Source organism: Sporosarcina sp. Y1004 (assembly GCF_057669665.1).
On sequence record NZ_JBYHFQ010000003.1, the window covers coordinates 63,384 to 88,637 of the forward strand.

Genomic DNA, 25,254 nt, shown 5'->3' on the forward strand with positions numbered 1-25,254 from the left:
TTATTAGTAGGACGTATGAACGTCTTATACCCTTTTACGAACAACATGAAAACTGAACTTATCAGCCCGAAAATAGTTTTTAGAGTAGAGGACCATTTCGCCTTCCTCACTGTAATGATGCTGTAGGAGGACAAGTAATGGTACATCTATCCCACATCGGAGAATGGATGATGCCTCATCATCATACCCAATTGGTTCAATGTGTGCCACTGCTTGAGCGATATGGATCGCGCCAGATTTTTCTATTGCATCGAAAATAGACTCATTCAATAGTTCTTCCGTTCCTGCTGGAAGATTTTTTGAAAGTACCTGATCAATACAAAAAACAACTGGATCGCTATCTGCAGTCCTAACTCTTTTAATCGTAACGAGATTATCATTTTCACCGCACTCAAATCTCGCTTGACTCTCTTCACATGGAATGGTTTCTGAAACATCCATGAAAATCGTTCCTGGTTCCATCCCCGCATCGCGAATCATTGATGAAACGCTGGATAATTGTTCAATGCCTGATGAAAATAACGGCTTCGGCTTTACGAATGTACCGACACCGTGCTTTCTGAGAATGACTTTGTCCTCTTCCAGCACACGAAGTGCTTCGCGGAGTGTTGCACGGCTTACACCAAGCGTGCGGGCAAGTTCAAACTCAGAAGGGAAACGCTCATTTTCTTTAAAGATACCCAGTTCGATGTCTCTCTTCAGACGTTCAATCACTTGCACATATAGATGCCTTTGATCCGTCTTTACCATCATTACATCTCCCCCTGCGAGGTCAGACCTCTGATGTTAAACGTCAACTACTAATCATCCATACTATATCACTTTTGTCTTATAAAATAAACAACACGAATGAAATTATTATTGGTTCGGATTTTGCGGGTATTTTATTGGACCTATTTTGATTCCTTTTTCATGAGTGGATATCCGTATCGTCTTTCCCCATCAAAACTTGACGTGGTTTACTACCTTCGGGTGGCCCAACAACGCCACGCATTTCCATTTGATCGACTATACGCGCAGCTCTCGAATAACCCACTCTGAATCGGCGTTGCAATAATGAAACTGAAGCAGTTTGCATATCTGTTACAAGTTGGACAGCATCATCATACAAGTCATCCGTTTCTTCATGCGGTGCCACTTCTTCTATTTCTGTCGGAATCATTTCTTCTTGATATTGCGCTTTCTGTTGTTCAATCACAAAATCGACAATGGCCTCTACTTCACTGTCCGTAACGAAGGCGCCTTGAATTCTAACTGGTTTTGCAACACCCGCTGGAAGAAACAGCATATCGCCTCTGCCGAGCAGTTTTTCTGCCCCGCCACTATCCAAAATTGTTCTAGAATCGATAGATGACGATACTGCGAACGCGATTCGAGACGGAATGTTCGCTTTAATAATCCCCGTGATGACATCTACGCTTGGACGCTGTGTCGCAATGATCAAGTGGATTCCTGCGGCACGTGCCATTTGCGCAAGGCGGGTAATCGAGTCCTCCACGTCACTCGATGCAACCATCATAAGGTCTGCAAGTTCATCAACGATGACAACGATATAGGGCATGCGTGGATGCTTTTCTTCATTTTCTTCATTCCATACTTCGATATGATCGTTGTACCCTTCAATGTTTCTTGTACCCGTATGTGAAAACAGTTCGTATCTTCGTTCCATTTCAGATACAACTTTTTTTAGTGCTTGAGATGCCTTTCTAGGATCTGTGACGACGGGTGCAAGTAAATGTGGAACGCCATTATAGACATTTAGTTCCACCATTTTAGGGTCTATCATCATCATTTTCACTTCATGCGGTTTCGCACGCATTAAAATACTGACGATAATCCCATTAATACAAACACTTTTACCACTTCCCGTTGAACCAGCAATAAGCACGTGAGGCATCTTGTTCAATTCTGCTAGCATGGCTTGCCCTGTTACATCGCGTCCCAGCGAAATCATTAATTTTGAATCAGGACGGTTGTTCTCTTTCGCTTCGATAACTTCTCGAAGACTGACGACAGCTACGGAACTGTTTGGTACTTCAATTCCAATTGCAGATTTCCCTGGTATCGGCGCTTCAATTCGGATACCACTTGCTGCCAGTGCCAGTGCGATATCATCTGCAAGGCTTACGATACGGCTTACTTTAACACCTGTGTCCGGCAACACTTCATACTTCGTGACAGCTGGTCCAAGATGTACTTCGGTAACTTTTGCTTTAACCCCGAAGCTAAGGAACGTTTTTTCAAGCTTTTGTGCATTCGCTTGAATGGAGTTGTATTCTTCAGATTGATCAACCAGTGGCGTCTGTCTCAGTAAATTTACTGGGGGCAATATATACGACTCGTTCTCTTCTTCTCCTGTGACACCTTTTATATAAGTACTAATTTCACCAGTGATTTCTTTTTCTTCTTCAACGACTGCTGCCTGCTCATCGCTGGGTGCTTTGTCAATTCGTTCACTGAATGCCGAAATAATTGGTTGTGATACAACTTCCTCAATTTCCGCTTGGGAACTCGGTATGTCTATTTGCGGCGGTTCATCAGCAACTTCAGTTCTCTTCGATTTTGAGCGGGTCGTTCTTGGTGCAGTCCGGTCTTTTTCGACTGTTTGTGCTTTTCTAGTAAAGGTCCCTTTCATATTTCCGGCAACCTTTGGCAATCGTTCAGCAAGATATGGAACGAGCGCTTTCCCAGTTATGAGTATGAGACCAATTATAAATAATAGGACTCCAGCGACCGTTGCTCCAGCAGAGTCGAACAGGGAAAAAAACATGGTGAAAAGAAATGCGCCTGCCATACCACCGCCAAGTGCTCCACTCCTTGACGTAATACCATCATTCGTAATAAGCACTTTCCATGTTTCCCTTAGTACTGAATCAGTCATAAGGACACGACTTTCATACAATTCTTTGAACAAATGGACATGGCTAAAGAGAATCAGACTTGCGAGTATGAAAAGGCTACCTGCGACAATTCGATTTTTCCAGCCGCCCATTTTCTGCTTAATCATAAACATGAGTGCCTGAATAATGAGTAAAAGCGGAATTGCGACATGCCAATTCCCAAAGATGAATCTTGATAATGAGGACAAGCCTCTTCCGGCAACTCCGAATTCAAATATGATGATGATTGCTAGTCCAATCATTGCGATGCCCATCACTTCATATAATAACGGTTGCGATTCAGTGGTCTTTTTTTTCCGTGCATTGGATTTCTTTTTATTGTTCGCCTTCTTTTTTGCCATTTCCTTCCGCTTCCTCCTTTTTACAAAAAAGGGTTTCCCGCCGGTCAGACGGCAAGGAAACCCTTCGAAGCGTTTTTATCGATTCAATTTTCTTGAATCAGTATTCCATGATGATAGGAATAATCATCGGTCTTCTCTTGGTCTGTTGATACAGATAAGAGCTTAGTGTATCGCGTATCTCTTGCTTAATGTTTGTCCATTCAAACGTCTCTTTATTCACATACTTCTCTACAATTTTTCTAACGAGTTTTACTGACTCATCAAAAAGCTCTTCGGATTCACGTACATAAACAAATCCGCGAGAAACAATTTCTGGTCCTGAAGCAATGCGTTTCTGTTTGCGATTCAATGTAACGACCACGGTGAAAATCCCATCTTGTGATAGTAATTTACGGTCCCTTAGGACAATATTTCCAACGTCTCCAACACCGATTCCATCAATCAAAATATTCCCCGCTTGTACTCGTCCACTCATGCGCATTTTATCATTTTTATATTCGACGATATCGCCTTTGTCTGCAATAAATATTTGCGCCTTTTGAAGCCCTGTTTCCTGAGCCAGTTTAGAGTGAGCGATTAGCATCCGGTATTCACCCTGAATTGGAATGAAGTACTTCGGTTGCATCAAGTTCAGCATCAGTTTCAAGTCTTCCGAGCTACCATGCCCCGAAACGTGAACATTCTTACTTGAAGTGAGTACATTTGCACCTGCTTTCGCAAGGTCATTCATAGTCTGGAACATGGATACTTCCATTCCTGGAGATGGTGTGAATGTGATTAGAACAGTATCCGATTCTTTGATGCGAACGTCTCTATGCTGTTTACGGACAATTTTTTCAAGCGCTTCAAGCGGCTCGCCTTGGTTTCCTGTCACGATCACTACGACACGGTCATCATCATACTTTTCAATTTCCTTAACTGGAATGACGATATCATCCTCAATTGTTAAATAACCAAGTTTCATGCCGACTTCGAAATAACTCTCTAAGCTTTTTCCGACGACTGCCACTTTTTTACCTGTTTCAAATGCCGTGTCGAAAACTTGTTGAATCCGGATGAAGTTTGACGCATAAAGCGCAACTAGAATACGACCTTCAGCTCCGTGGAACGTTTTAGATAGGCTTTTTTCGATAACGGACTCGGAAGTTGTATAACCCGGGCGCTCCGCTTCGGAAGAATCTGACATGAGGATGAAAACACCTTCCTCACCAAGTAAGGCCATCTTTGCAATATCTGGACGGTACTTGCCTTTAGCTGACTGATCGAATTTAAATTCTCCTGTATGGACAATTGCTCCCTCACTCGTGTGGAAAACGATTCCAAGCGAATCTGGAATACTATGAGTCGTATTAAAGAATGTAACATGCGTACATTTGAAATTCATGCGACTTTTGTTTGTAACTTCAAAAAACTTGACGTTGGAAGGTGCTGGCATCGCTTTCAGATGTTCTTTTGCAAGCGCAATTGTCAATTTAGATCCATAGACAGGTGCTTGTACTTTTTGCAACAAGTACGAAATTGAGCCGATTGCATCTTCATGGCCGTGCGTTAGGAAGATTCCTTTCACACGTTCTTTGTTTTCTACAATATAACTTATATCTGGTATGACGATGTCAATTCCAAGCATTTCTCCTTCAGGGAACATAAGCCCAGCATCAACGATAAATAGTTCTTCATCGACTTCGACTACGTACATCGCTTTCCCGATTTCCCCAACTCCACCGAGTGGGATGACTCTAATTACTTCATTTTTTGGTTTTGTCACTTTGTTTCCTCCTATTAATAATTCCCGTCCATAACGACTAATTTTCATTATACGGGAGAGTAGCTATCTGTACAAACAAAAAAAGCCGGTATTCGCTACCGGCTTTGATTAATTAAATATATGAGACTGCTTTTTATAGTTATCCCATACTTTATCAAATTGGATATCTACTTCTTCAAAAGGAACTAACGGGAGTCTTACCCCTCCGGTTTCAACACCAATTTTCTTCAATGCATATTTCAGAGGTACTGGATTCGGATCGGAAAACAGTGCGCGGAATAATGGAACCAAAGCCCTGTGCATTACTCCTGCTTGTTCTGTTCTACCCTGTTTAAACGCATTAACCATCTGTTGCATTTCGTTTCCGACGACATGTGCCGCTACCGATACGACCCCTTTTCCGCCGATTGCAAGAAGCGGAAGTGTGAGTGCATCGTCACCGCTATAAACTGAGAACCCATCGTCCGTTCCCGAAATGATTGCTGACATTTGCTCAAGACTACCGCTTGCTTCTTTTATTGCGCGGATATTCTTCACTTTTGACAGTTCAATAACAGTCTCCGGAAGCATATTCACGACGGAACGTCCCGGAATATTGTAGAGCAGTACAGGCAGTTCTGTTTCGCCTGCAATTGTTGAAAAGTGTGCGTACATCCCTTTTTGATTGGGCTTGTTGTAGTAAGGCGTGACAAGCATAATACCATCCGCCCCAAGTTTTTCGGCCTGCTTTGTCAGCAGTATGGATTCAGCAGTACTATTCGTTCCAGTTCCCGCAATTACCGGTATTCTTTTATTTACTTGTTCAATTGTAAAAGCCAGCATAGCTTCCTTTTCTACAGTCGTAACGGTCGGCGACTCACCCGTTGTACCATTGACGACCAGTGTATCTGTTCCATTTGCAATCAAATGCTCTATCAGTTTAGCTGCTCTATCGTAATCGACTTCACCTGTAGATGAAAAAGAAGTGACCATCGCTGTAGCAATCTGTCCAAGTTCCATTTATGATCAACCCTTTACTGAGATTTGTTATTTAATCAAAGCTTCTGCGATTTGTACTGAATTCAATGCTGCCCCTTTTAGAAGATTGTCCGATACAATCCACAGGTGGAATCCTGCTGGATGATTTGGATCTTTCCGTATACGGCCAACAAATACTTCGTCTTTTCCTTCTGCGAATAATGGCATTGGATACAGTTGTTTGGAAGGATCATCTTGGACAACAACGCCTGGCGCATTTTCCAGTAAAGTATGAAGTTCTTCCACGGATACATTTTCTGAACCGATTTCAATATAAACGGATTCGGAATGCCCCGTGACGACAGGCAAACGAACGCATGTCGCTGAAACAGAAATTTCTTGATCACCAAATATTTTTTTCGTTTCATTCATCATTTTTAATTCTTCAAGTGTATAGCCTGACGGATCGAATGAATCGATCTGTGGAATTGCATTAAAAGCAATTGGATAGTGACGTTCCGCTGATGCAGATGGTAAGACAGCTGCTTCAATCTCTGAACGTTTTTCAAACTGCTGGCTTTGATTTTCCAGTTCATCAATCGCTTCGGATCCTGCACCTGAAACCGCCTGATATGTCGAAACAATGATTCTGTTCATACCGAACTTTTCACGGATTGGCTGTAGCGCTGTTACCATCTGAATCGTTGAACAGTTTGGATTCGCAATGATTCCGTTATGGTCATTTAAAGCATTCGCGTTCACTTCTGGCACTACTAGAGGAATTTGGTCTTTCATTCGGAATGCGCTCGTATTATCTATAACGACCGCGCCTCTTTTCACTGCTTCAGGTGCAAATTTTTCTGAAATCGATCCTCCTGCACTGAAAAAAGCGATATCAATGCCTTCGAATGATTCCGGTACTGTTTCTTCAACGATATATTTAAGGCCACCTGCAGTAATTTCTTTTCCTGCAGATCGCTTCGAAGCTAATAGTTTAATTGTTTGTACAGGATAATCACGTTCCAGTAACTTTTCAAGTATTTTTGTACCAACTGCCCCCGTCGCGCCTACTATTGCTACATTCACTTTTTTCATCTCTATCTCCCTTTCAGCTTATACAGATGTATAAATAACCAGGACGTGTATAAATAAGTCTTATTTCCGCATCGCTACATTATGTAGCATATTTAATGGAAATACTTTAGTCCTTAACATCGTTAGCAGTTCATTGGAGGAATTATATCATATAAAAGAATATTCTGCCCTGTATTTTTATATTTTTTTATGAATAATCAATAATGGTTGGAGTTGTCTTTTTTCGAGGGCTGCAACAGTTGCGGGTACCATAAGTGTAAAATCAGAGATAAGTGAATTCGGTTTTTTGATTGGATCGTCCTGTCCGAACGGAATAAAAAAGACATTTTTCATATTTACCAGCTTCATGAGGTTCATCGCATTTAAACCGAGTGCATCGTTCGTTGAAATTCCAATGAGTACTGGACTATCATTGCGCAACGTAGCTTTTGCCGCCATCAATACAGGCGAATCCGTGGCAGCATTCGCAAATCTACTCATTGAATTTCCTGTCATCGGTGCGATAATCATGCAATCGACAGGGGTACTTGGACCGAATGGTTCTGCTCCAACAATGGTAGAAATTACTTTTTCTCCCGTCGCCCCTTCGATACGTGCAATCCATTCTTCCCCTGTGCCGAAGCGCGTTGCAGCTGTTAAAACTGAGTGAGTGATAACTGGTATAACGGTCGCTCCAGCATCTTTTAGTGAATCGATAACCGGAATGATTTCCTCATACGTACAATGTGAAGCTGTAATCCCCAGTCCTACTCTTTTTCCCTTTAACATGGAGTTCCCCTTTCATCTTCTATAGATCCTCTCTAGCGCATCCGCTAATGCGGCTGCGGCGTCAACAGGAAAATGTTTTCCCGGTAATCCTAGGAGTACTGTATAGTATTCAGACGAAAGCCGTTCCTTTAGGCAACCCGGGGCTGATGCGAGGTCGAAAATATGCATACCCGGGGTTTCTGAAATCTCCAACCATTTTGCGGGAATCGTATTAATGAGCGTACCTTCTAGCATTGACCACTTACTCGTTAAACGTTCGGTCTTATATCCATGAATGGATGCTTCCCCCAGTTGTTCATCGGACCTAGCGACAACGGTAATATGGGCTCCTAGGGATGCCAGTGCATGCGCAGTCGTCTTTCCAACTTTACCAAAACCCGCAATGTGGAAAGATCTACCGGAAATGCATCTGCCCGTGCGTGAATAATAGTCGTGGATGAACCCCTCCGCAGTGAGTAGTGCATTTTGCCAGATGAACTGTTCTTCTTTAAGATAGGTATGGATTTTAAGTCCAGCCTCTTTGAAGGGCATCAGCCATTCGTCTGATGCCCTTCCTGTATACAGTTCTGTATCTTTTCCTAGCAATGCGGGTGGTAGCGACCCACCCATTTGTAAAATCGGAAAAACGATATGCTGTGGTTTAAGTTCCTCAATCTGTTCACGAAGTTTTTCAGAAAAATCATCAGTCGCACTATGGTGACTGATGAATCCTTTCTCAGACCATATTCGACTACAAGCTGCTAATCTATTATCTGTTCCTATAAAAAGCCACTTATTCTCTGTCATCGCTATCCAACATTTCCATACTATGCGTTTTTCCAAACAGAATGCGGTGTTCTCCAATTAAGACAATCTCATGCCAAGGTATGAATTCATCGGAAGTTTCTTGACGGTTCTTGAATGAAAAGCGACCGAATTTCTTCTTTATTTCAAATCCGATAATATCACCTGTTTTCCCATTAAAAATAAGGTCGGTATCCGCCAAAAAACCATAGCGAACACCGTCCTCAACTTGAATAAGCTCCTTTTGAGCAAGTTCTGATAGTAGCATCGTCAAATCCCCTTTCTTTCATCTCCATTCATCATATGAGTTGAACAAGGAAAAACTGACTGACACGAAAATCATTTTTTATATTCGTTTATAATGTCTTTTGGTGCAATTATTGAAATAGCTCGCTTTCCTGTAAAAATATCATTTGCCATTCTATAAACTTGATTCAATTCGACTTTGTCAATCAGGGAAACGACTTCATCGGCTGTTTTATGTTCTTGCAAAATAAGCTCATTTTTACCATTGCGATGCATCCTAGCTTCTGAACTTTCTAATCCTAGCAGGAATCCACCTTTTAGCTGCTCTTTCGCATTATATAATTCTTTTTCAGTAATGCCTTCATTCAAAACTGAATGGATGACTTCATCGATTGTCTCGGATAATATCTTTAGGTTTTCGGGTGATGTCCCGCCGTAAATCATGAAAGTTCCAGCATTTCGATAGGCCGAGAAATAGGAATGGATCGAGTAAGCCAGGCCACGCTCTTCACGGACTTCCTGGAATAGGCGCGAGGACATCGAGCCACCAATTATACTGTCTAGAACTACTAATTCATGAATCCGTTTATCATCTACAGGAAGACCTGGAAAGCCTAGACAGATATGTGCTTGTTCAATATCTTTAGCTTTAAGCGAAAGACCTTCATGAAATGTTGGAATCGTAGAAAAAGCCTGTTCTTCAACCTTTTCAGTCCGTTTGAATGAACCAAATTGGACTTCAATGAGCCTGATTAGTCGTTCATCATAGTTTCCTGCAAGAGAAATAACAATCCGTTCGGGCGTATAATTGTTCTCCATAAATTCTTCTATCATTTCACGGTTAAATTTGTTGATTGTTTCTTCATTGCCGAGAACCGGTTTGCCGATTGGCTGTTCTGGATACATGGTTGCCCAAAGTCTTTCGTCCACATCATCATCAGGTGCGTCTTCAACTGCCGCGATTTCATCAAGGACAATCGATTTCTCTTTTTCTATTTCCACTTCATCAAACTTCGAGTTGAAAAACATATCCGTCAAAATGGAAAGTGCGCGTGGGGCCTGGTGTCCAAGCACTGTCGTATAATAGCACGTCATTTCTTTGGATGTGAATGCATTGACGTCACCACCGATACGGTCAAATTCCTCTGCGATCGTCCGTGCGCTTCTTGTTGCCGTTCCTTTAAAGAGCATATGTTCAATGAAATGGGCAATCCCTGCTTCTGATTCCATTTCATCCCTTGAACCCGTGCCGACCCATATACCGAGTGCTACCGAGCGTACATGAGGCATCGTTTCATGGATGATTCTAACGCCATTCTGGCATAGATGTGTTTTTATCATTTCTCTGATTCCCCCTTTTAATCTTAATTCTATTATAGCTGTTCCTAGTATAATTAATGAAAGAACAAAAAGCCTCCATCTTCACTTGAAGAGGGGCTTTTCAATCTGTAATTGTAATTCGATTCAGTTATTCGCTTTTTCTGCTGCTTCTTTTTCTTCAAGTATAACAACTTTTCTAGACAAGTTAACTCGTCCTTGGTTATCAATTTCAATTACTTTAACAAACATTTCATCATTCAGTTTTAGAACGTCTTCAACCGCTTTTGTGCGTTCTTCTGCAATTTCCGAAATATGAAGCAGTCCATCTTTCCCTGGGAAGAGTTCGAGGAATGCACCGAATTTTTCAACTCGTTTCACTTTCGCCATATAATATTCGCCGACTTTTGCTTCGCGAACAATATTTTCAATCATTGCTTTCGCTTTTGTATTCATGTCATTATTTGGAGAAGAAATGTAAATCGTACCATCTTGTTCCGTATCGATTTTGACATTTGTCTCTTCGATAATTTTATTGATAACTTTCCCGCCTGGTCCAATTACGTCACGAATCTTATCTGGGTTGATTTTGATGACAATAATTTTAGGTGCGTATTGCGAAAGCTCTTCACGTGGTCCTGAAATTGCTGTAATCATATGATTCAATATTACCAAGCGCCCTATTTTTGCTTGTGTCAATGCTTCTTGCAAGATTTCTCTAGATAGACCTTCGATTTTAATATCCATTTGAAGTGCAGTAATTCCTTTTTCAGTTCCTGCTACTTTAAAGTCCATATCGCCGAGATGATCTTCCATCCCTTGGATATCAGACAGGACAGAGTAGTTATCCCCTTTTTTCACAAGACCCATTGCGATACCCGCAACCGGTGCTTTAAGTGGTACCCCTGCATCGAGCATCGCCATTGTTGAAGCACAAATGGATGCTTGTGAAGAAGAACCGTTTGACTCGAGCACTTCTGCTACAAGACGGATTGTGTATGGGAAGTCAGTATCATTCGGGAGAACTGCTGAAAGTGCGCGTTCTCCAAGTGCACCGTGTCCGATTTCACGACGACCTGGTCCACGAATTGGACCTGTTTCACCGACACTGAAATTCGGGAAGTTATAATGGTGCATAAAACGTTTTGTTTCTTCCAGGCCGAGGCCATCAATGATTTGTACTTCCCCAAGTGCTCCTAGTGTACAAACACTAAGCGCTTGCGTTTGGCCGCGCGTAAAGAGACCAGAACCGTGTGTACGTGGCAAAATGCCTACTTCTGATGCAAGTGGACGAATTTCATCGAGACCACGGCCATCAGGACGGATCTTATCATCTGTAATAAGACGACGCACTTCTTCTTTAACGATGTGCTCTAATACGCCTTTTACTTGTTTCATTGTCGCATCGTCCGCTTCGTTTTCTTTGTAGCGTTCAATGACTTCGTTTTTCACAGCATTGATAGCATCTTCGCGTGCATGCTTCTCAACTGTCTGGATTGCATTAACAAGATCGGTTTCGCAGCTATTTTTAATATCAGACATAATTGTTTCGTCCAATGTGAATAGTGCAACATCTGTTTTTGCTTTGCCAACTTCAGCAATAATTTTTTCCTGGAACTCAATCAGTTTAATGATTTCACCATGACCAAACATGATGGCTTCAAGAATGATGTCTTCAGCGACTTCTTGTGCGCCTGCTTCAACCATGTTGATAGCATCTTTCGTACCAGCGACAACAAGGTCAAGCTCACTTTTTTCCAATTGTGCCGGTGTTGGATTGACGATGAATTTTCCGTCGATTAGTCCAATTTGAATACCAGCAATCGGTCCTTCAAAAGGAATGTCAGAAATCGACAATGCAAGTGAAGAACCGAGCATTGCTGCCATTTCAGATGAACAGTCTTGATCAACTGACATAACCATTGAGATGACTTGTACATCATTACGGAATCCATCTGCGAATAAAGGACGTATTGGACGGTCAATCAGACGGCTTGTTAAAACAGCCTTATCAGATGGACGTCCTTCGCGCTTAAGGAAGCCACCGGGGATTTTCCCAACCGCATACATACGCTCCTCGTAATTCACTGTAAGCGGGAAGAAATCTAACCCCCGTGAATTTTTAGAAGATGTTGCAGTTGAAAGTACTGTTGTTTCTCCGTAGCGTACGAGTACTGCTCCATTCGCCTGTTTTGCAAGTTGTCCCGTTTCAATTGTTAACGGTCGTCCTGCCCAATCAAGTGTGTATACTTTTTTTTCGGTCATAATTGAACCCCTCTCCACATCTCAGCCTGAACTGTTTACGTGTATGTATTAATAGTAGTGTAAGTGATAGCGCTCAGTGAACACAAGTTTTTATCATCATTAACCGTCGTCATGGCACATTTGTATAGTATACCACTTTATTGTCGTTTCTAATATAGAACAAGGTAATTAATGAAGTTTTGATTTTTTGTGGAGATTTGAACAGGTCGAAACGCATTGTACCAGTTACTGACACCAAACACTTTAAAAAACACAAAAAAAAGCGGGCACAAGGCCCACTTTCGATAGTCATCTTATTAACGGCGAAGGCCGAGTTTAGCAATAAGATCACGGTAACGCTGAACTTCATTGTCTCGTAAGTATCTCAAAAGTCTTTTACGAGTTCCGATCATTTTGTAAAGACCACGACGTGAGTGGTTGTCTTTCTTATGAAGACGGAAATGTTCTGTCAGGTTATTGATCTCTTCTGTAAGTACTGCGATCTGGACATCTGCTGACCCAGTATCAGTTTCATGAATTTTGTATTCACTGATCAATTCATTTTTACGCTCTTGTGTTATAGCCATCTTCTTCACCTCCAATAGTAAGATATCCCCGGTTCCCGAGCAAGCGTTGGTGATTCGCGATGCCAAGGAATGGTTTGTGCACATTGGCACGTATTTATAGTACCATGCCTATTTTTGAAATGCAACCATCATTGATGCGCTTCTAGAATGTCTTGTGCGCTAATTTTATCTTTGGCAATTTGTTCAACTAGCAGATCGATAGAAGCGAATTTTTGCTCGTTGCGGATATGCCCAATCCAGTCTACAGATGCTTCTTTGCCATAAAGATCTCCGGTAAAATCGAGTACATGCACCTCGATGACAGCGGGCCTACCGCTCGGATCATGGAACGTCGGTTTAACGCCGACATTGCACACTCCCTTATAAGTTTTTCCTTCCACAATAAACCACACTGCATAGACACCATTTGCAGGTAACACTGTACTACTCTCAGGCATGACGTTGGCAGTTGGAAATCCAAGGAGTCTTCCCCTCTTCTCACCATCAACGACTATGCCCACAGTCCGAAAAGGTCTACCTAGAAGCAATTTCGTCTCTTCAACATTACCTTCAGACAAAAGCTTCCGAATTCGTGTTGATGAAATCTTTTCCTCGTTATCCGTCACTTTATTAATAACCGTTGTACCGAATGCTTCGTCTGCCAATGCAGCCATCTGTTCCATCGTACCTACACCCTTTGAACCAAATGTAAAGTCAAATCCTGCAGTGACATGCAAAACATTGAGTTCCTTCAAGAAAATATCAACAAATTGCTTAGGCGAAAGCGAGGCAAGCGCCCAGTCAAACGTTACGATGAACAAAGCATCAATCCCCATAGCACTAAGCAGCCGAACTTTTTCCTGATGCTGCGTGATATAACCTACCTTATTCTCACCATCACCAAATAGATGAGAGGGGTGTGGATCAAATGTCATAACTGCCGAACGGATGCCAAGTTCTTCAGCCTTTCTCTTCGCTTCGTTGATCACTGTCTGATGACCTTTATGCAAGCCGTCAAAGAAACCGATTGCAAGGGAATAATGCGAGTCGTTATCAACCATTATTGTTCCTGGATAATGTAATTTGTAAATGTCCATTGTAATCGCTCCCCTTACCTGTTCAATGGAAACATTTTTTCAGGCTTCATAAGACCAAGCTTGGTAGGATGCTTCCTGTAAATTGCGAGTGCCTTACCTTCATTCATAAATACGATTACCTCTTCACTTTCAAGCAGTGGATGCTCAGTTAGCACTTGTCCATTTTCTACTTTTTCGAGAAGCTCTTTAGTGACTTCAATGGCAACGAAATCGCTCAGTGCATCTTCCAGCGGACGAAGTATCGTGGAAATTTGTCCTTCTTCCTGAAGTGACCTGACTTCATCCAACGTACGACAATCGTCCTGCACATACGTCCCTGAAGATGTACGGACGAGGGCTGCCATATGTGCAGGATAGCCCAATAGCTCGCCAATTTGTACCGCAAGTGTTCGGATGTATGTTCCTTTCCCGCATGCGACCCTAATACGGAATGAAATCGATTCTCCTGCGTACCATTCTACAGGGTCTAACAATTCGATTTCATGTATAAGAACTTTTCGCTCTGGCCTTTCAACCTCTATTCCTTTTCGTGCATATTCGTAGAGTTTACGGCCGTTCACTTTCACAGCGGAGTACATGGGTGGAATTTGAGTAATTTCGCCTGTTAATTTTGTGAGAACTGCTTCAATTTCGGCCCTTGTAATATGTTTTGGCGATAAGTCTGAAGCTACAATCGCTCCATCCGCATCTTCCGTTTCCGTTGAAGTCCCTATGGAAACAAGTGCCACATATTCCTTCCCAGAGTCCGTTACGTATTCAGCTACTTTTGTCGCTTGCCCGATACAAATCGGTAATACACCTTCTACGCTCGGATCCAGTGTACCCGTATGTCCCACTTTTTTAGTACCAAGAATTTTTCGCAATTTGAATACACAGTCATGCGAAGTCATCCCTTTTTCTTTCCATAAAGGAAGTATTCCATTCATTCATGTCGCCACCTTAGAAGTTACATTAATATGTAAAAATAGGAAGTCGGAAAGTCCTTAGGGACACCGACTTCCTACTCATTTCTTATTGATTGTCCTCGTTCTTCACCTGTTTAAGAAGTGATTCAATCCGAGTTCCGTATGCTACGGAACTATCGAATTCGAATTTAATCTCAGGTGTAATGCGAAGTCTGATACGTTGGCCGATTTCAGTGCGAATAAATCCTTTCGCCTGATTGAGCCCTTTCAACGTATCTTCTTTTTCCTTTTCATGTCCTAGAACTGAAATGTAAATAGTCGCATGTTGAAGATCTCCGGTCACCTCGACATCGGTTACTGTAACAAAACCGATCCGTGGATCTTTCAATTTTTGGCCGATGATTCCACCAAGTTCTTTTTTCATTTGTTCTGCAACGCGATTAGCACGCATTGACATGGGCGGTCACCCCAATCCTGTATTAATAATGGTCAAGCGTCAAGTTGGATAATTCCCAGTCCGGATTTGACTCCAGGAACCGTATCGCTCGTCTAACTTCACGCTCAGCTGCATCTTTTGATGAAGCCACGGCAACTAGAGCGATTGTTGTACGTTGCCACAAATCTTGATGATCTATTTCTGCAATGGAGACATTATAAGCATTTTTCACTCTGTCTGTCATCCGTTTCAAAACTGACCGCTTGTCTTTTAGAGAAGCAGCCATCGGAATGAAGAATGAACATTCCGCATAGACAATCATACTCGTTTAATTTCTTCCATAATGAATGCTTCAATGACATCACCAACATGTATATCATCAAAGTTCTTGATTGTAATACCACATTCGTATCCTTTTGCCACTTCTTTTGCATCATCTTTAAAGCGTTTCAAAGTATCAATTTCACCTTCGAAAATGACGATGTTGTCGCGAACAATACGAACGCTTGAATCACGAGTAATTTTACCACTCGTTACATAGCTTCCCGCAATCGTACCGATTTTAGACACTTTAATTGTTTCGCGCACTTCAATTTGTCCGATAACTTTTTCTTCGTATTCAGGGTCTAGCATACCCTTCATTGCCAATTCTATTTCTTCAATTACTTTATAGATAACACGGTGTTGTCGAATGTCTACGCCTTCTTCGTCCGCCGCACGTTTCGCATTGACGTCAGGACGAACGTTAAATCCGATAACGATAGCATTCGAAGCAGCAGCAAGAGATATATCAGATTCATTAATCGCGCCGGCACCTGTATGGATAATTTTCACGTTAACACCTTCGACTTCAATTTTCATAAGTGAAGAGGCCATCGCTTCAACCGTACCTTGTACGTCCGCTTTAACGATTAAGTTCAATTCTTTAATTTCACCCTGTTTCATATGATCGAACAGGTTATCGAGCGTGACACGCGTTTTCTCAACACGTTGATCTTGCAGCGCTTCACCGGCTCTTGTTTCTCCGATTTGACGTGCTGTTTTTTCATCTTCAAAGACAACAAAACGATCTCCGGCTTGTGGTACGTCGCTTAGCCCAGTAATTTCGATCGGTGTAGATGGTCCTGCTTCTTTCACACGGCGGCCGATATCACTCACCATTGCGCGAACACGACCGTATGTGTTACCTACAACAATTGGGTCTCCAATATGAAGTGTTCCGTCTTGTACAAGAAGCGTTGCAACGGCTCCGCGTCCTTTGTCAAGAGATGCTTCAATAACACTTCCGCGTGCACGGATTTTTGGATCCGCTTTGAGTTCAGCAACTTCAGCAACGAGAAGGACCATTTCTATCAACTGGTCAATCCCTTCACCTTTCAACGCTGAAATTGGTACGAATATTGCATCGCCGCCCCAAGCTTCAGCTACAAGACCCTGATCTGTCAATTCTTGCATAACACGATCGGGATTTGCAGAAGGTTTATCCATTTTATTTACTGCAACGATAATCGGAACATCAGCCGCTTTTGCATGGTTGATGGCTTCAATCGTTTGTGGCATAACACCATCATCCGCTGCAACAACTAGAATTGTAATATCAGTCACTTTTGCTCCACGTGCACGCATTGTCGTAAATGCTGCGTGACCTGGTGTGTCAAGGAAAGTTATTTTCTTGCCATTCTCTTCAATTTGGTATGCACCAATATGTTGAGTAATTCCACCCGCTTCGCCTTGCGTAACTTTTGTATGTCGAATCGAATCCAGAAGTGTTGTTTTACCATGGTCTACGTGACCCATGATTGTTACAACTGGTGGACGTTCAATTAGTTCAGTCGCAACTTCTTCATGTTCTTCAAAATATGTTTCAAGATCAGTTACATCAATACGAATTTCTTCTTCTACTTCAACTTCGTAGTCTGCGCAGATAAGTTCAATCGCATCTTTGTCTAGTTCTTGGTTGATTGTAGCCATAATACCAAGCATGAATAGTTTTTTAATAATAGCGGATGGCTCACGACCTAGTTTATTCGCAAGTTCTGCTACTGAAAGCGACTCATAGTAAGTAATTTTTTCCGGTAATGGTTTCTCCACCTTCGGAATCGGGTTAGCCGGACGGTATCTTCTACGCCCTTGGTTTATACCACGTGCTGGTGGACGTCCACCACGACCTCCACCTGAGCGGTTAGGTGCTCCGCCTGCCGGTCGGCTTGGTCCGCCAGAACTTGGCCGATTTTGACCACCTGGCGCTCCTTGCGCCGGACGGTTACCACCTGTTGAGCCTTGTGCTGGACGGTTGCCACCTGTCGAGCCTTGCGCCGGACGGTTGCCACCTGTCGAACCTTGTGCTGGACGGTTGCCACCTGTCGAGCCTTGTGCTGGACGGTTGCCACCTGTTGAGCCTTGTGCTGGACGGTTGCCACCTGTTGAGCCTTGTGACGGACGGTTGCCGCCTGTAGAGCCTTGTGACGGGCGGTTGCCACCTGTTGAGCCTTGTGATGGACGGTTGCCGCCTGTTGAACCTTGTGATGGACGGTTGCCGCCTGTTGAACTTTGCGCTGGACGGTTGCCGCTAGTAGATTGCGCAGCTTTTGGCGTTTCTTTTCGTTCAGCAGCTTTTGGATATACTTTAGGAGCATTTGGTTTATTCACATTGCCTCCAAATTTACTATCCAGTTTCATAATTACATCATTATCAATTGTTGACATATGATTTGACACACTCACATTTATCTTTCCTAATTCATCAATAACTTCTTTACTCGACCGATTCACTTTTTTCGCATATTCGTGTACTCGAATTTTCGTCATTAGTCCACCCCCGGTTATATTCGTTGAGTAGCCCGGATATTTTTCTGGCAAAACCAGCATCCGTTAGGGCAAGTACTACCCGTGACTCTTTCCCAACTGCATGCCCGAGCTCTTCTCGATTCCCGAAGACATGCTTCTCAACGTTGTAAAACGTACTTTTATCAGTTAACTTTTTCATTGTATTTTTAGATGCATCTTCTGAAACAATTACTAGACGCGCGTTGCCGGAACGGATTTCCCGTACAACCAAATCTTCACCCATGATAAGCATCCTTGCTCTAGCCGCCATTCCAAGCATTTGATAAATCCTTTTCGGATCTGTCATTTTAATGCCTCCCGGCGGATAGCATGAAGAAGATCATCGTATACCTGTTCAGGTACAGCTGTTCCAAGCTGGCTTTCAATCGATCTGTTACGACGCGCGGATTCAACTGCTTCTTCGGATTTAGACACATATGTCCCACGGCCTGACTTCTTGCCAGTGAGATCGACTGAAACTTCCCCTTCTTTTGGGCGGACGATACGAATCATTTCCTTTTTCGGGAACATACCGCCAGTCGCCGCACATTTACGTAAAGGAACTTTTTTCATGTTTGTCATGTGTGCTCATCCTTTCTTTTCAGTTTTCGTTGTCCGTATACAGATCGATTGAATCAGTACTACTAATTTCTGTAGCATCATCCTCAACAAAATATGGATCGATTTCAGTTGACTCTTCTTCTAACAGACTCTCTTCAATCGGCTCTTTGAAAGCTGGCGGATAAATTCCTAGTTCACGTGCATCCGTTTCACTCTTAATGTCGATTTTCCAACCAGTCATCTTAGCCGCGAGTCTCGCGTTCTGTCCGCGCTTACCTATTGCAAGTGACAATTGATAGTCAGGAACCACAACAGTGGTAGATCGATCTTCTTCGTTTACCTGAACATCAATTACTTTCGAAGGACTAAGTGCATTTGCCACAAATATAGCCGGATCCTCGGACCATTCGACGATATCAATTTTCTCGCCATTCAGTTCATTTGAAATCGATTGTACCCGGGCACCTCTTGCACCTACACATGAACCGACCGGATCTACTGCATCATTATTCGTATGAACTGAAATTTTGGAACGGTCTCCCGCTTCTCGTGCAATCGATTTGATTTCTACGATTCCTTCAAAGATTTCAGGCACTTCAACTTCAAACAATCTACGGAGAAGTCCGGGATGTGTTCTTGAGACAAACACTTGCGGACCGCGTGATGTACGTTCAACTTTTGTAATATACACTTTGATTCGGTCATGGGGCTGATAGGTTTCAGTCGGTATCTGTTCACCAACCGGCAATACAGCCTCCACTTTACCGAGGCCGACATATAAGTTACGAGCGTCAAGCCGTTCAACAATACCGTTGACGATATCATCTTCTCTGTCGACGTACTCCTCAAAGATGATACCGCGCTCGGCTTCCCGCACTCGCTGTGTGACAACCTGCTTAGCAGTTTGCGCAGCAACGCGACCAAAATCGCGCGGAGTTACTTCTTCCTCAACAATATCTTCAAGTTCGTAGGCAGGATTGATTTTATGTGCATCTTCAAGACTGATTTGTAAACGATCATCTTCAACCTCTTCGACGACATCTTTTCTGGAATAAACTTTCATCGTCCCTTTATCAAGATTCAAGTCAACTCGCACGTTCTGCGCCTGATTGAAATTTCGTTTATATGCAGTTACTAGTGCCGCTTCAATCGCTTCTACCAAGACATCCCTTGAAATACCTTTTTGTTTTTCAAGGGCAGTCAATGCATCGAGTAGATCACTACTCATATTAATCACTCCTACTATTCAATTATGCGGAAAAGTCAATTGCCAAACGGGCAAATGCGATTTTTTCCTTGTCAATAACGACCGTCAATTTTCTTGTTTTAATACTTACTTCAACTTCTGCGCCTTCAGGACCGTATGCTAACAGATAACCTTCGAATTCTTTCATGCCATCGATGGCCTCGTACGTCTTAATGAATACGAATTGTCCAATTGCTTTTAGGAAGTCTTCTTCCTTCTTCAACGGACGCTCTGCACCAGGTGATGATACTTCTAGGAAATAGTTTTGTGGAATCGGATCAGTACGATCAAGTTCTTCACTTAACTTTTCACTCACCTGAGAACATTGCTCAATATCGATGCTCCCGTTAGGTGTATCAATATAGACTCGTAGAAACCAATCTCTGCCTTCTTTTATAAATTCCACGTCGACAAGTTCCAAGTCCAGTTCTGTAACAATTGGAATAACGAGTTTTTCGACTTCTTCCGTAATATTGCTCATCTTACCCCTCCCGAAATAGTAATCAAATACGCCTCGGCGTATTTGCGACCAGATTAAGTAGAGAAGTCAGTCTAGAAACGTCGCATCTCTGCGACAACCAGGGGGATTAAAACTCAATTCCACCTAGCCAACCAACCTGCATCATGCAGCTACGTGCACGATTAACTTCCCTACAAAATCCGTGGCATCCGCCGGAAGCTTTAACCAAAGCCGAAAATGAATTTAGACTCCCCTCCGACTTTGGTAAAAAACAGTACAGAACAACAGAAAAGAGCGGGAAATCCCACTCTTTTTGCGCAAGACTATTACAAAAGTTGTTCCCATCATACCATAGGATAAATGATGTAGCAAATAATGTGCTAGAAGAGGGAAAGTTGATTCGCCTCAGGCATTCCTTCCAAACAACCTAAAGTGTCCATATACTCGACAATTGTCTTCGAAACACGGCCACGCTGCTGGAAATCCTCTTTTGAAAGAAACTCTCCATCTTTCCTGGCTTCTACGATCGAATTAGCTACATTCGTCCCAAGAGACGGGACGGCATTGAACGGAGGAATTAGTGTGTTACCTTCAATTAGGAATGTCGCTGCATCAGATTTGTATAAGTCAGGTCTCGCCAAGGTAATTCCGCGCTCCCACATTTCAAGCGCAATTTCAAGTACGGTTAATAAGCTTTTCTCTTTTGGTGTTGCATCCAGGCCTTTAACGTTAATCTCTTTAATTTGTGCTCGTATGGAGGCAGAACCTTTCGTCATCGTCAACAAATCGAAATCAGTCGCCCGTACTGTGTAATACGTTGCATAGTATAGTATCGGATGATGCACTTTGAAATATGCGATGCGCAGTGCCATTAGTACATAGGCCGCTGCGTGCGCTTTCGGGAACATATATTTAATTTTTTTACATGATTCAATGTACCAGTGCGGCACACCCTGAACCTTCATTTCCGCCTCAAACTCAGGAGTAAGTCCCTTACCTTTACGAACAGATTCCATAATTTTAAATGCCATCGAAGGTTCTAACCCTTGATAGATTAAGTACACCATTATATCATCCCGGCAACCGATAACATCGGAAAGTTCGCATGTCTTATTTTGAATCAATTCCTGTGCGTTGCCTAACCAGACATCAGTTCCATGGGAAAGCCCTGAAATCTGAATCAGTTCCGAAAATGTTGATGGTTTTGTTTCTTCAAGCATCTGGCGTACAAATCTCGTTCCGAATTCAGGTACGCCTAGCGTTCCTGTTTTACATCCGATTTGTTCCGGTGTGACACCAAGTGAAGTCGTACCACTGAATAATTGCATGACTCCTTCATCATCCGGTGGAATCGTCAATGGATCAATTCCCGAGAGATCTTGCAACATCTTAATCATTGTTGGATCATCGTGACCTAGAATATCAAGTTTCAACAAGTTGTTGTCGATTGAATGGAAGTCAAAATGAGTCGTCTTCCAACTTGAATTCAAGTCATTCGCAGGAAATTGGATAGGCGTGAAATCAAATATTTCCATATCATCAGGAACAACGATTATTCCACCTGGATGCTGCCCTGTATTCCGTTTAACTCCTGAACAACCTTGTACGAGTCGGTCTATTTCTGCTCCACGGAAATTCAAATTGTTGTCATTCATATAACCACGGACGTAACCATAAGCAGTCTTTTCCGCAACCGTACCGATTGTCCCTGCGCGATAGACAAAATCTTCGCCAAAAAGTTCCTTCGTATAGTTATGTGCCTTCCCTTGATAATCACCGCTGAAATTTAAATCGATATCCGGAACTTTATCGCCATTAAAACCTAGGAAAGTTTCGAACGGTATATCTTGACCATCTTTTTTGAAAGCGGTCTTGCATGCTGGACACATTTTATCAGGTAAATCGTAGCCTGAACTGACGGACCCATCATCGAAAAACTCCGCAACTTTACACGTAGGACAAACATAATGCGGCGGCATTGGGTTCACTTCAGTTATCTCCATCAGTGTTGCGACTAGTGAAGAACCAACGGATCCCCGAGATCCCACAAGATACCCGTCATCCAGTGATTTCTTTACAAGTTTATGGGATATTAGATATATGACCGCAAACCCATGACCAATGATTGACTTTAACTCTTTTTCAATGCGTGCCTCGATGATTTCGGGTAACTGCTCACCGTATATTGCATGTGCCATCGAATATGTCAATTCTCGAACGTCATCGTCCGCCCCTTCAATGGTCGGCGTGTATAAGTCATCTTTAATCGGTTTTACCTCACCGATTCTCTCCAAAATGGCATGTGGATTATCAATGACTATTTCCTGCGCGATTTCTTCTCCAAGAAACGCGAACTCCTCAAGCATTTCATCGGTTGTCCGAAATTGGACCGCAGGTAGTGAGTGCCTGTTCATGGGATTGGCTCCCCCTTGCGATCTAACAAGCACTTGACGGAAAGTTGCATCCGTTTCGTCAATATAATGGACATTCCCCGTTGCACATACCGGGAGACCAGTATTTTTCCCGAGTTTGATCATTTTTCGCATGATATCTTCCATGTTCCACTCATCGCGAATCAATTCAAGTTCTAAGAGATGTGAGTAAACCGGTTTGGGATGGACTTCAAGGTAATCATAAAACTTTGCAATCTCCTCTACCTCATCCATCGGTTTCTGCATCAGCCCCTCGAACACTTCCCCTTTGTCGCAACCAGAGCCGACGAGCAAACCTTTTCGATACTTGACGAGTAAAGAACGCGGAATGCGTGGAACCCGGTAAAAATAATCCATATGGGAATAAGACACGAGTTTAAATAAATTTTTCAACCCTTCGTCATCCGTTGCTAATAGTGTACAATGCGACGGCCTCGCTCGTTTGTAAGAATCACCTTTACCAATATGGCGATTAAAATCATCCAAGTATTCGATGCCTTTCTCTTGCGCATCCTTCAACAAACGTAAAAATAGATGGGCAGTTGCTTCGGTATCATAAATGGCCCGGTGAGCCTGTGTCAGCTCGATTCCAAACTTTTTCGCCAACGTACCCAACCGGTGATTCCCCATTTCCGGATAAAGGAAGCGAGCGAGTTCAAGCGTATCTATGACGGGATAAGCAGCTGCTTCTAAACTAGATTTCTTACATGCTTCGTAAAAGAAGCCCATATCGAATTTTGCATTGTGTGCAACAAGAATTGAATCTCCTATAAACTCAATAAAATCCTTCGCGACATCCCCGATTTCCGGTGCATCTTTTACCATTTCATCTGTAATACCAGTAAGTTTTGTAGTGGTAGATGACAGGGGATGATGCGGATTTGAGAACCTCTCAAACGTTTCAACAATCTCACCGTTTTTCAATCTGACCGCAGCCAGTTCGATAATGGTGTCATATACCGCAGAAAGCCCTGTCGTCTCAACGTCAAATACAACATATGTATCTTCTTCAAGCTTCCGGTGTTGTTCTTCAAAAACAATCGGTACTCCGTCATCCACTAAATATGCTTCCAGTCCAAAAATAACTTTTACGCCATTTTTCTTTCCTGCAGAATAAGCTTCCGGAAATGATTGAACGTTCGCGTGATCTGTAATCGCGATGGCAGGATGTCCCCATTTTGCTGCTTGTTCAACAAGAGCTGTTGCGGAGACAACTGCATCCATCTGACTCATCGTTGTATGTGCATGTAGTTCAATGCGTTTACGATCCTTTGGTGCTTTGTCCTGTCTTATAATAGGTGATACTTCCATAACATCTTGAGCCATCATAATAAGGTCGCGTACGAATGTATCGTTTTGAATACCTCCACGCGCACGAATCCAGGCTCCTTTTTTCAAAGTCTTCATCATTTCTGCATCTTCATCATCCCGCGAGAACATTTTCACAAGAATGGAATCCGTGTAATCGGTCACTTTGATTGTCAGGAGTGACCTTCCGCTGCGCAATTCACGCACGTCCGTATCAAACACATACCCTTCAATTGTCACTCGGCGTTCTTCATCTTGAATTTGTTGAATTTCCAACATTGGCTCGTCAGGTTTGATAGGTGTACCAAGTCTGAATGGTCCAGAAACATTACCATTTTCCTTCTTGGTTGTTTCACGCAGTTTCAAATCAGCTAACGCTTTTTGACCATACGCTTCTTCTTCTGCATCACGTTGTGCAACAAATGCTTTACGCGCATCTATGGCACCACTATCTTCCTCTGTCAATTTGAAATCGACGGCAGGTCTTGGAAAACCGAATGAAGTGTAGACATCCGAAATGATAGAAGCGTATTTACTTTTCATCGTTTGCAGTTCCATATCACTTGTACAAAGTAGCGTCATTTTACCACCTTGCATAACCGGCTTTTGGCTTATCAGCCGCTCTCTAATCGGTGGCGACATGTCGCTCATTTCTTCAATAATAAACGGCCAATAGTCTGTGATTAACTTGTTGTCCACATCTTGGGTTTCAGACGATATATGAATCTTGACCGTTGCGATAGCAGAGAATGTTTCATTGATGCGCTGAGAAAAAATTGTATATATATCTACCGGTAGTGGCTTATTTAAAGTTATATTGAATTGCCACACTCTTGATTTCCGGTGAATGTTCACACGGTTCAGTTCTGCATTTTCAAAGTGGATGACAAATTGGTCATCTGTCATTCCGATTTGCTGTAACAATATATATAATTTATTTAAAGCGTCCATAAGCCTCTCCAATCTTTCATTAGTGAAAAAGAAGGGAAGTACCGATGTGC

General features: G+C 42.6%; 21 protein-coding genes. All 21 read right to left on the reverse strand.

What is annotated here, in order from left to right:
* Nucleotides 1–24 precede the first annotated feature (24 nt).
* Entirely contained in the window at nucleotides 25–753 is a 729-nt protein-coding gene (locus tag AC25Y6_RS03165) for a GntR family transcriptional regulator (protein WP_488142036.1), read from the reverse strand.
* 157 nt (nucleotides 754–910) lie between these two features.
* Nucleotides 911–3,241 carry a DNA translocase FtsK gene (locus tag AC25Y6_RS03170; RefSeq protein WP_488142037.1) on the reverse strand — a complete coding sequence of 777 codons (2,331 nt, stop codon included), beginning with the start codon at nucleotides 3,239–3,241 and terminating at the stop codon, nucleotides 911–913.
* A 97-nt stretch (nucleotides 3,242–3,338) separates the two neighbouring features.
* Nucleotides 3,339–5,006, reverse strand: coding sequence for a ribonuclease J (locus tag AC25Y6_RS03175; RefSeq protein ID WP_482100492.1), 1,668 nt, complete (start codon nucleotides 5,004–5,006; stop codon nucleotides 3,339–3,341).
* Between the two features lie 108 nt (nucleotides 5,007–5,114).
* Nucleotides 5,115–6,005, reverse strand: a complete 891-nt coding sequence (gene dapA / locus AC25Y6_RS03180) for a 4-hydroxy-tetrahydrodipicolinate synthase (protein ID WP_488142038.1) — start codon at nucleotides 6,003–6,005, stop codon at nucleotides 5,115–5,117.
* A 27-nt stretch (nucleotides 6,006–6,032) separates the two neighbouring features.
* Nucleotides 6,033–7,058, reverse strand: a complete 1,026-nt coding sequence (locus AC25Y6_RS03185; protein WP_488142039.1) for an aspartate-semialdehyde dehydrogenase — start codon at nucleotides 7,056–7,058, stop codon at nucleotides 6,033–6,035.
* Nucleotides 7,059–7,235: 177 nt separating this feature from the next.
* Nucleotides 7,236–7,826, reverse strand: coding sequence for a dipicolinate synthase subunit B (locus tag AC25Y6_RS03190; RefSeq protein ID WP_482100489.1), 591 nt, complete (start codon nucleotides 7,824–7,826; stop codon nucleotides 7,236–7,238).
* A gap of 12 nt (nucleotides 7,827–7,838) precedes the next feature.
* Nucleotides 7,839–8,612: a hypothetical protein gene (locus AC25Y6_RS03195; RefSeq protein WP_488142040.1), complete on the reverse strand. Its 774-nt coding sequence runs from the start codon at nucleotides 8,610–8,612 to the stop codon at nucleotides 7,839–7,841.
* Nucleotides 8,599–8,877, reverse strand: a complete 279-nt coding sequence (locus AC25Y6_RS03200) for a YlmC/YmxH family sporulation protein (RefSeq protein WP_482100487.1) — start codon at nucleotides 8,875–8,877, stop codon at nucleotides 8,599–8,601. The genes AC25Y6_RS03195 and AC25Y6_RS03200 overlap by 14 nt, the downstream gene beginning before the upstream one ends.
* 71 nt (nucleotides 8,878–8,948) lie before the next feature.
* Nucleotides 8,949–10,196 carry a M16 family metallopeptidase gene (locus tag AC25Y6_RS03205; RefSeq protein ID WP_488142041.1) on the reverse strand — a complete coding sequence of 416 codons (1,248 nt, stop codon included), beginning with the start codon at nucleotides 10,194–10,196 and terminating at the stop codon, nucleotides 8,949–8,951.
* A gap of 123 nt (nucleotides 10,197–10,319) precedes the next feature.
* Nucleotides 10,320–12,437: a polyribonucleotide nucleotidyltransferase gene (gene pnp, locus AC25Y6_RS03210; RefSeq protein WP_482100485.1), complete on the reverse strand. Its 2,118-nt coding sequence runs from the start codon at nucleotides 12,435–12,437 to the stop codon at nucleotides 10,320–10,322.
* Between the two features lie 296 nt (nucleotides 12,438–12,733).
* A complete protein-coding gene (gene rpsO, locus AC25Y6_RS03215; protein ID WP_482100484.1) occupies nucleotides 12,734–13,003 on the reverse strand; it encodes a 30S ribosomal protein S15 in 270 nt (89 codons plus the stop codon).
* Between the two features lie 128 nt (nucleotides 13,004–13,131).
* Entirely contained in the window at nucleotides 13,132–14,079 is a 948-nt protein-coding gene (locus AC25Y6_RS03220; protein ID WP_488142042.1) for a bifunctional riboflavin kinase/FAD synthetase, read from the reverse strand.
* 14 nt (nucleotides 14,080–14,093) lie between these two features.
* On the reverse strand, nucleotides 14,094–15,005 hold the full coding sequence (truB, locus tag AC25Y6_RS03225) for a tRNA pseudouridine(55) synthase TruB (protein ID WP_488142043.1): 912 nt from the start codon (nucleotides 15,003–15,005) through the stop codon (nucleotides 14,094–14,096).
* Nucleotides 15,006–15,090: 85 nt separating this feature from the next.
* The gene (gene rbfA, locus AC25Y6_RS03230; protein WP_482103957.1) at nucleotides 15,091–15,441 is read right to left on the reverse strand and encodes a 30S ribosome-binding factor RbfA; all 351 of its coding nucleotides are present in this window, start codon (nucleotides 15,439–15,441) and stop codon (nucleotides 15,091–15,093) included.
* Nucleotides 15,442–15,463: 22 nt separating this feature from the next.
* Nucleotides 15,464–15,742, reverse strand: a complete 279-nt coding sequence (locus AC25Y6_RS03235) for a DUF503 domain-containing protein (RefSeq protein WP_482100480.1) — start codon at nucleotides 15,740–15,742, stop codon at nucleotides 15,464–15,466.
* Nucleotides 15,739–18,228, reverse strand: a complete 2,490-nt coding sequence (infB, locus tag AC25Y6_RS03240) for a translation initiation factor IF-2 (RefSeq protein ID WP_488142044.1) — start codon at nucleotides 18,226–18,228, stop codon at nucleotides 15,739–15,741. Before infB ends, AC25Y6_RS03235 begins: the two co-directional genes overlap by 4 nt.
* Nucleotides 18,176–18,553 (reverse strand): YlxQ family RNA-binding protein, encoded by a 378-nt coding sequence (locus AC25Y6_RS03245; RefSeq protein WP_482100478.1) that lies wholly within the window; start codon nucleotides 18,551–18,553, stop codon nucleotides 18,176–18,178. Before AC25Y6_RS03245 ends, infB begins: the two co-directional genes overlap by 53 nt.
* A complete protein-coding gene (rnpM, locus tag AC25Y6_RS03250) occupies nucleotides 18,550–18,828 on the reverse strand; it encodes an RNase P modulator RnpM (protein ID WP_482100477.1) in 279 nt (92 codons plus the stop codon). The genes AC25Y6_RS03245 and rnpM overlap by 4 nt, the downstream gene beginning before the upstream one ends.
* A 19-nt stretch (nucleotides 18,829–18,847) precedes the next feature.
* Nucleotides 18,848–20,035, reverse strand: coding sequence for a transcription termination factor NusA (gene nusA, locus AC25Y6_RS03255; RefSeq protein ID WP_482100476.1), 1,188 nt, complete (start codon nucleotides 20,033–20,035; stop codon nucleotides 18,848–18,850).
* Between the two features lie 22 nt (nucleotides 20,036–20,057).
* Complete coding sequence (gene rimP / locus AC25Y6_RS03260) at nucleotides 20,058–20,534, reverse strand: ribosome maturation factor RimP (RefSeq protein WP_488142045.1); 477 nt, start codon at nucleotides 20,532–20,534, stop codon at nucleotides 20,058–20,060.
* Between the two features lie 359 nt (nucleotides 20,535–20,893).
* On the reverse strand, nucleotides 20,894–25,204 hold the full coding sequence (locus tag AC25Y6_RS03265; RefSeq protein ID WP_482103954.1) for a PolC-type DNA polymerase III: 4,311 nt from the start codon (nucleotides 25,202–25,204) through the stop codon (nucleotides 20,894–20,896).
* Nucleotides 25,205–25,254 lie beyond the last annotated feature (50 nt).

Coding starts and splice junctions, on each gene's coding strand:
- rbfA (WP_482103957.1), bottom strand. CDS start 15,441: ATGTCAATGCGTGCTAATCGCGTTGCAGAACAAATGAAAAAAGAACTT.
- AC25Y6_RS03245 (WP_482100478.1), bottom strand. CDS start 18,553: ATGACAGATCCGAAAAGGATTTATCAAATGCTTGGAATGGCGGCTAGA.
- AC25Y6_RS03265 (WP_482103954.1), bottom strand. CDS start 25,204: ATGGACGCTTTAAATAAATTATATATATTGTTACAGCAAATCGGAATG.
- AC25Y6_RS03235 (WP_482100480.1), bottom strand. CDS start 15,742: ATGATTGTCTATGCGGAATGTTCATTCTTCATTCCGATGGCTGCTTCT.
- AC25Y6_RS03195 (WP_488142040.1), bottom strand. CDS start 8,612: ATGACAGAGAATAAGTGGCTTTTTATAGGAACAGATAATAGATTAGCA.
- AC25Y6_RS03220 (WP_488142042.1), bottom strand. CDS start 14,079: ATGGACATTTACAAATTACATTATCCAGGAACAATAATGGTTGATAAC.
- rnpM (WP_482100477.1), bottom strand. CDS start 18,828: ATGACAAACATGAAAAAAGTTCCTTTACGTAAATGTGCGGCGACTGGC.
- AC25Y6_RS03185 (WP_488142039.1), bottom strand. CDS start 7,058: ATGAAAAAAGTGAATGTAGCAATAGTAGGCGCGACGGGGGCAGTTGGT.
- pnp (WP_482100485.1), bottom strand. CDS start 12,437: ATGACCGAAAAAAAAGTATACACACTTGATTGGGCAGGACGACCGTTA.
- AC25Y6_RS03165 (WP_488142036.1), bottom strand. CDS start 753: ATGATGGTAAAGACGGATCAAAGGCATCTATATGTGCAAGTGATTGAA.
- AC25Y6_RS03200 (WP_482100487.1), bottom strand. CDS start 8,877: ATGCTACTATCAGAACTTGCTCAAAAGGAGCTTATTCAAGTTGAGGAC.
- AC25Y6_RS03205 (WP_488142041.1), bottom strand. CDS start 10,196: ATGATAAAAACACATCTATGCCAGAATGGCGTTAGAATCATCCATGAA.
- nusA (WP_482100476.1), bottom strand. CDS start 20,035: ATGAGTAGTGATCTACTCGATGCATTGACTGCCCTTGAAAAACAAAAA.
- dapA (WP_488142038.1), bottom strand. CDS start 6,005: ATGGAACTTGGACAGATTGCTACAGCGATGGTCACTTCTTTTTCATCT.
- rimP (WP_488142045.1), bottom strand. CDS start 20,534: ATGAGCAATATTACGGAAGAAGTCGAAAAACTCGTTATTCCAATTGTT.
- AC25Y6_RS03190 (WP_482100489.1), bottom strand. CDS start 7,826: ATGTTAAAGGGAAAAAGAGTAGGACTGGGGATTACAGCTTCACATTGT.
- truB (WP_488142043.1), bottom strand. CDS start 15,005: ATGAATGGAATACTTCCTTTATGGAAAGAAAAAGGGATGACTTCGCAT.
- rpsO (WP_482100484.1), bottom strand. CDS start 13,003: ATGGCTATAACACAAGAGCGTAAAAATGAATTGATCAGTGAATACAAA.
- infB (WP_488142044.1), bottom strand. CDS start 18,228: ATGACGAAAATTCGAGTACACGAATATGCGAAAAAAGTGAATCGGTCG.
- AC25Y6_RS03170 (WP_488142037.1), bottom strand. CDS start 3,241: ATGGCAAAAAAGAAGGCGAACAATAAAAAGAAATCCAATGCACGGAAA.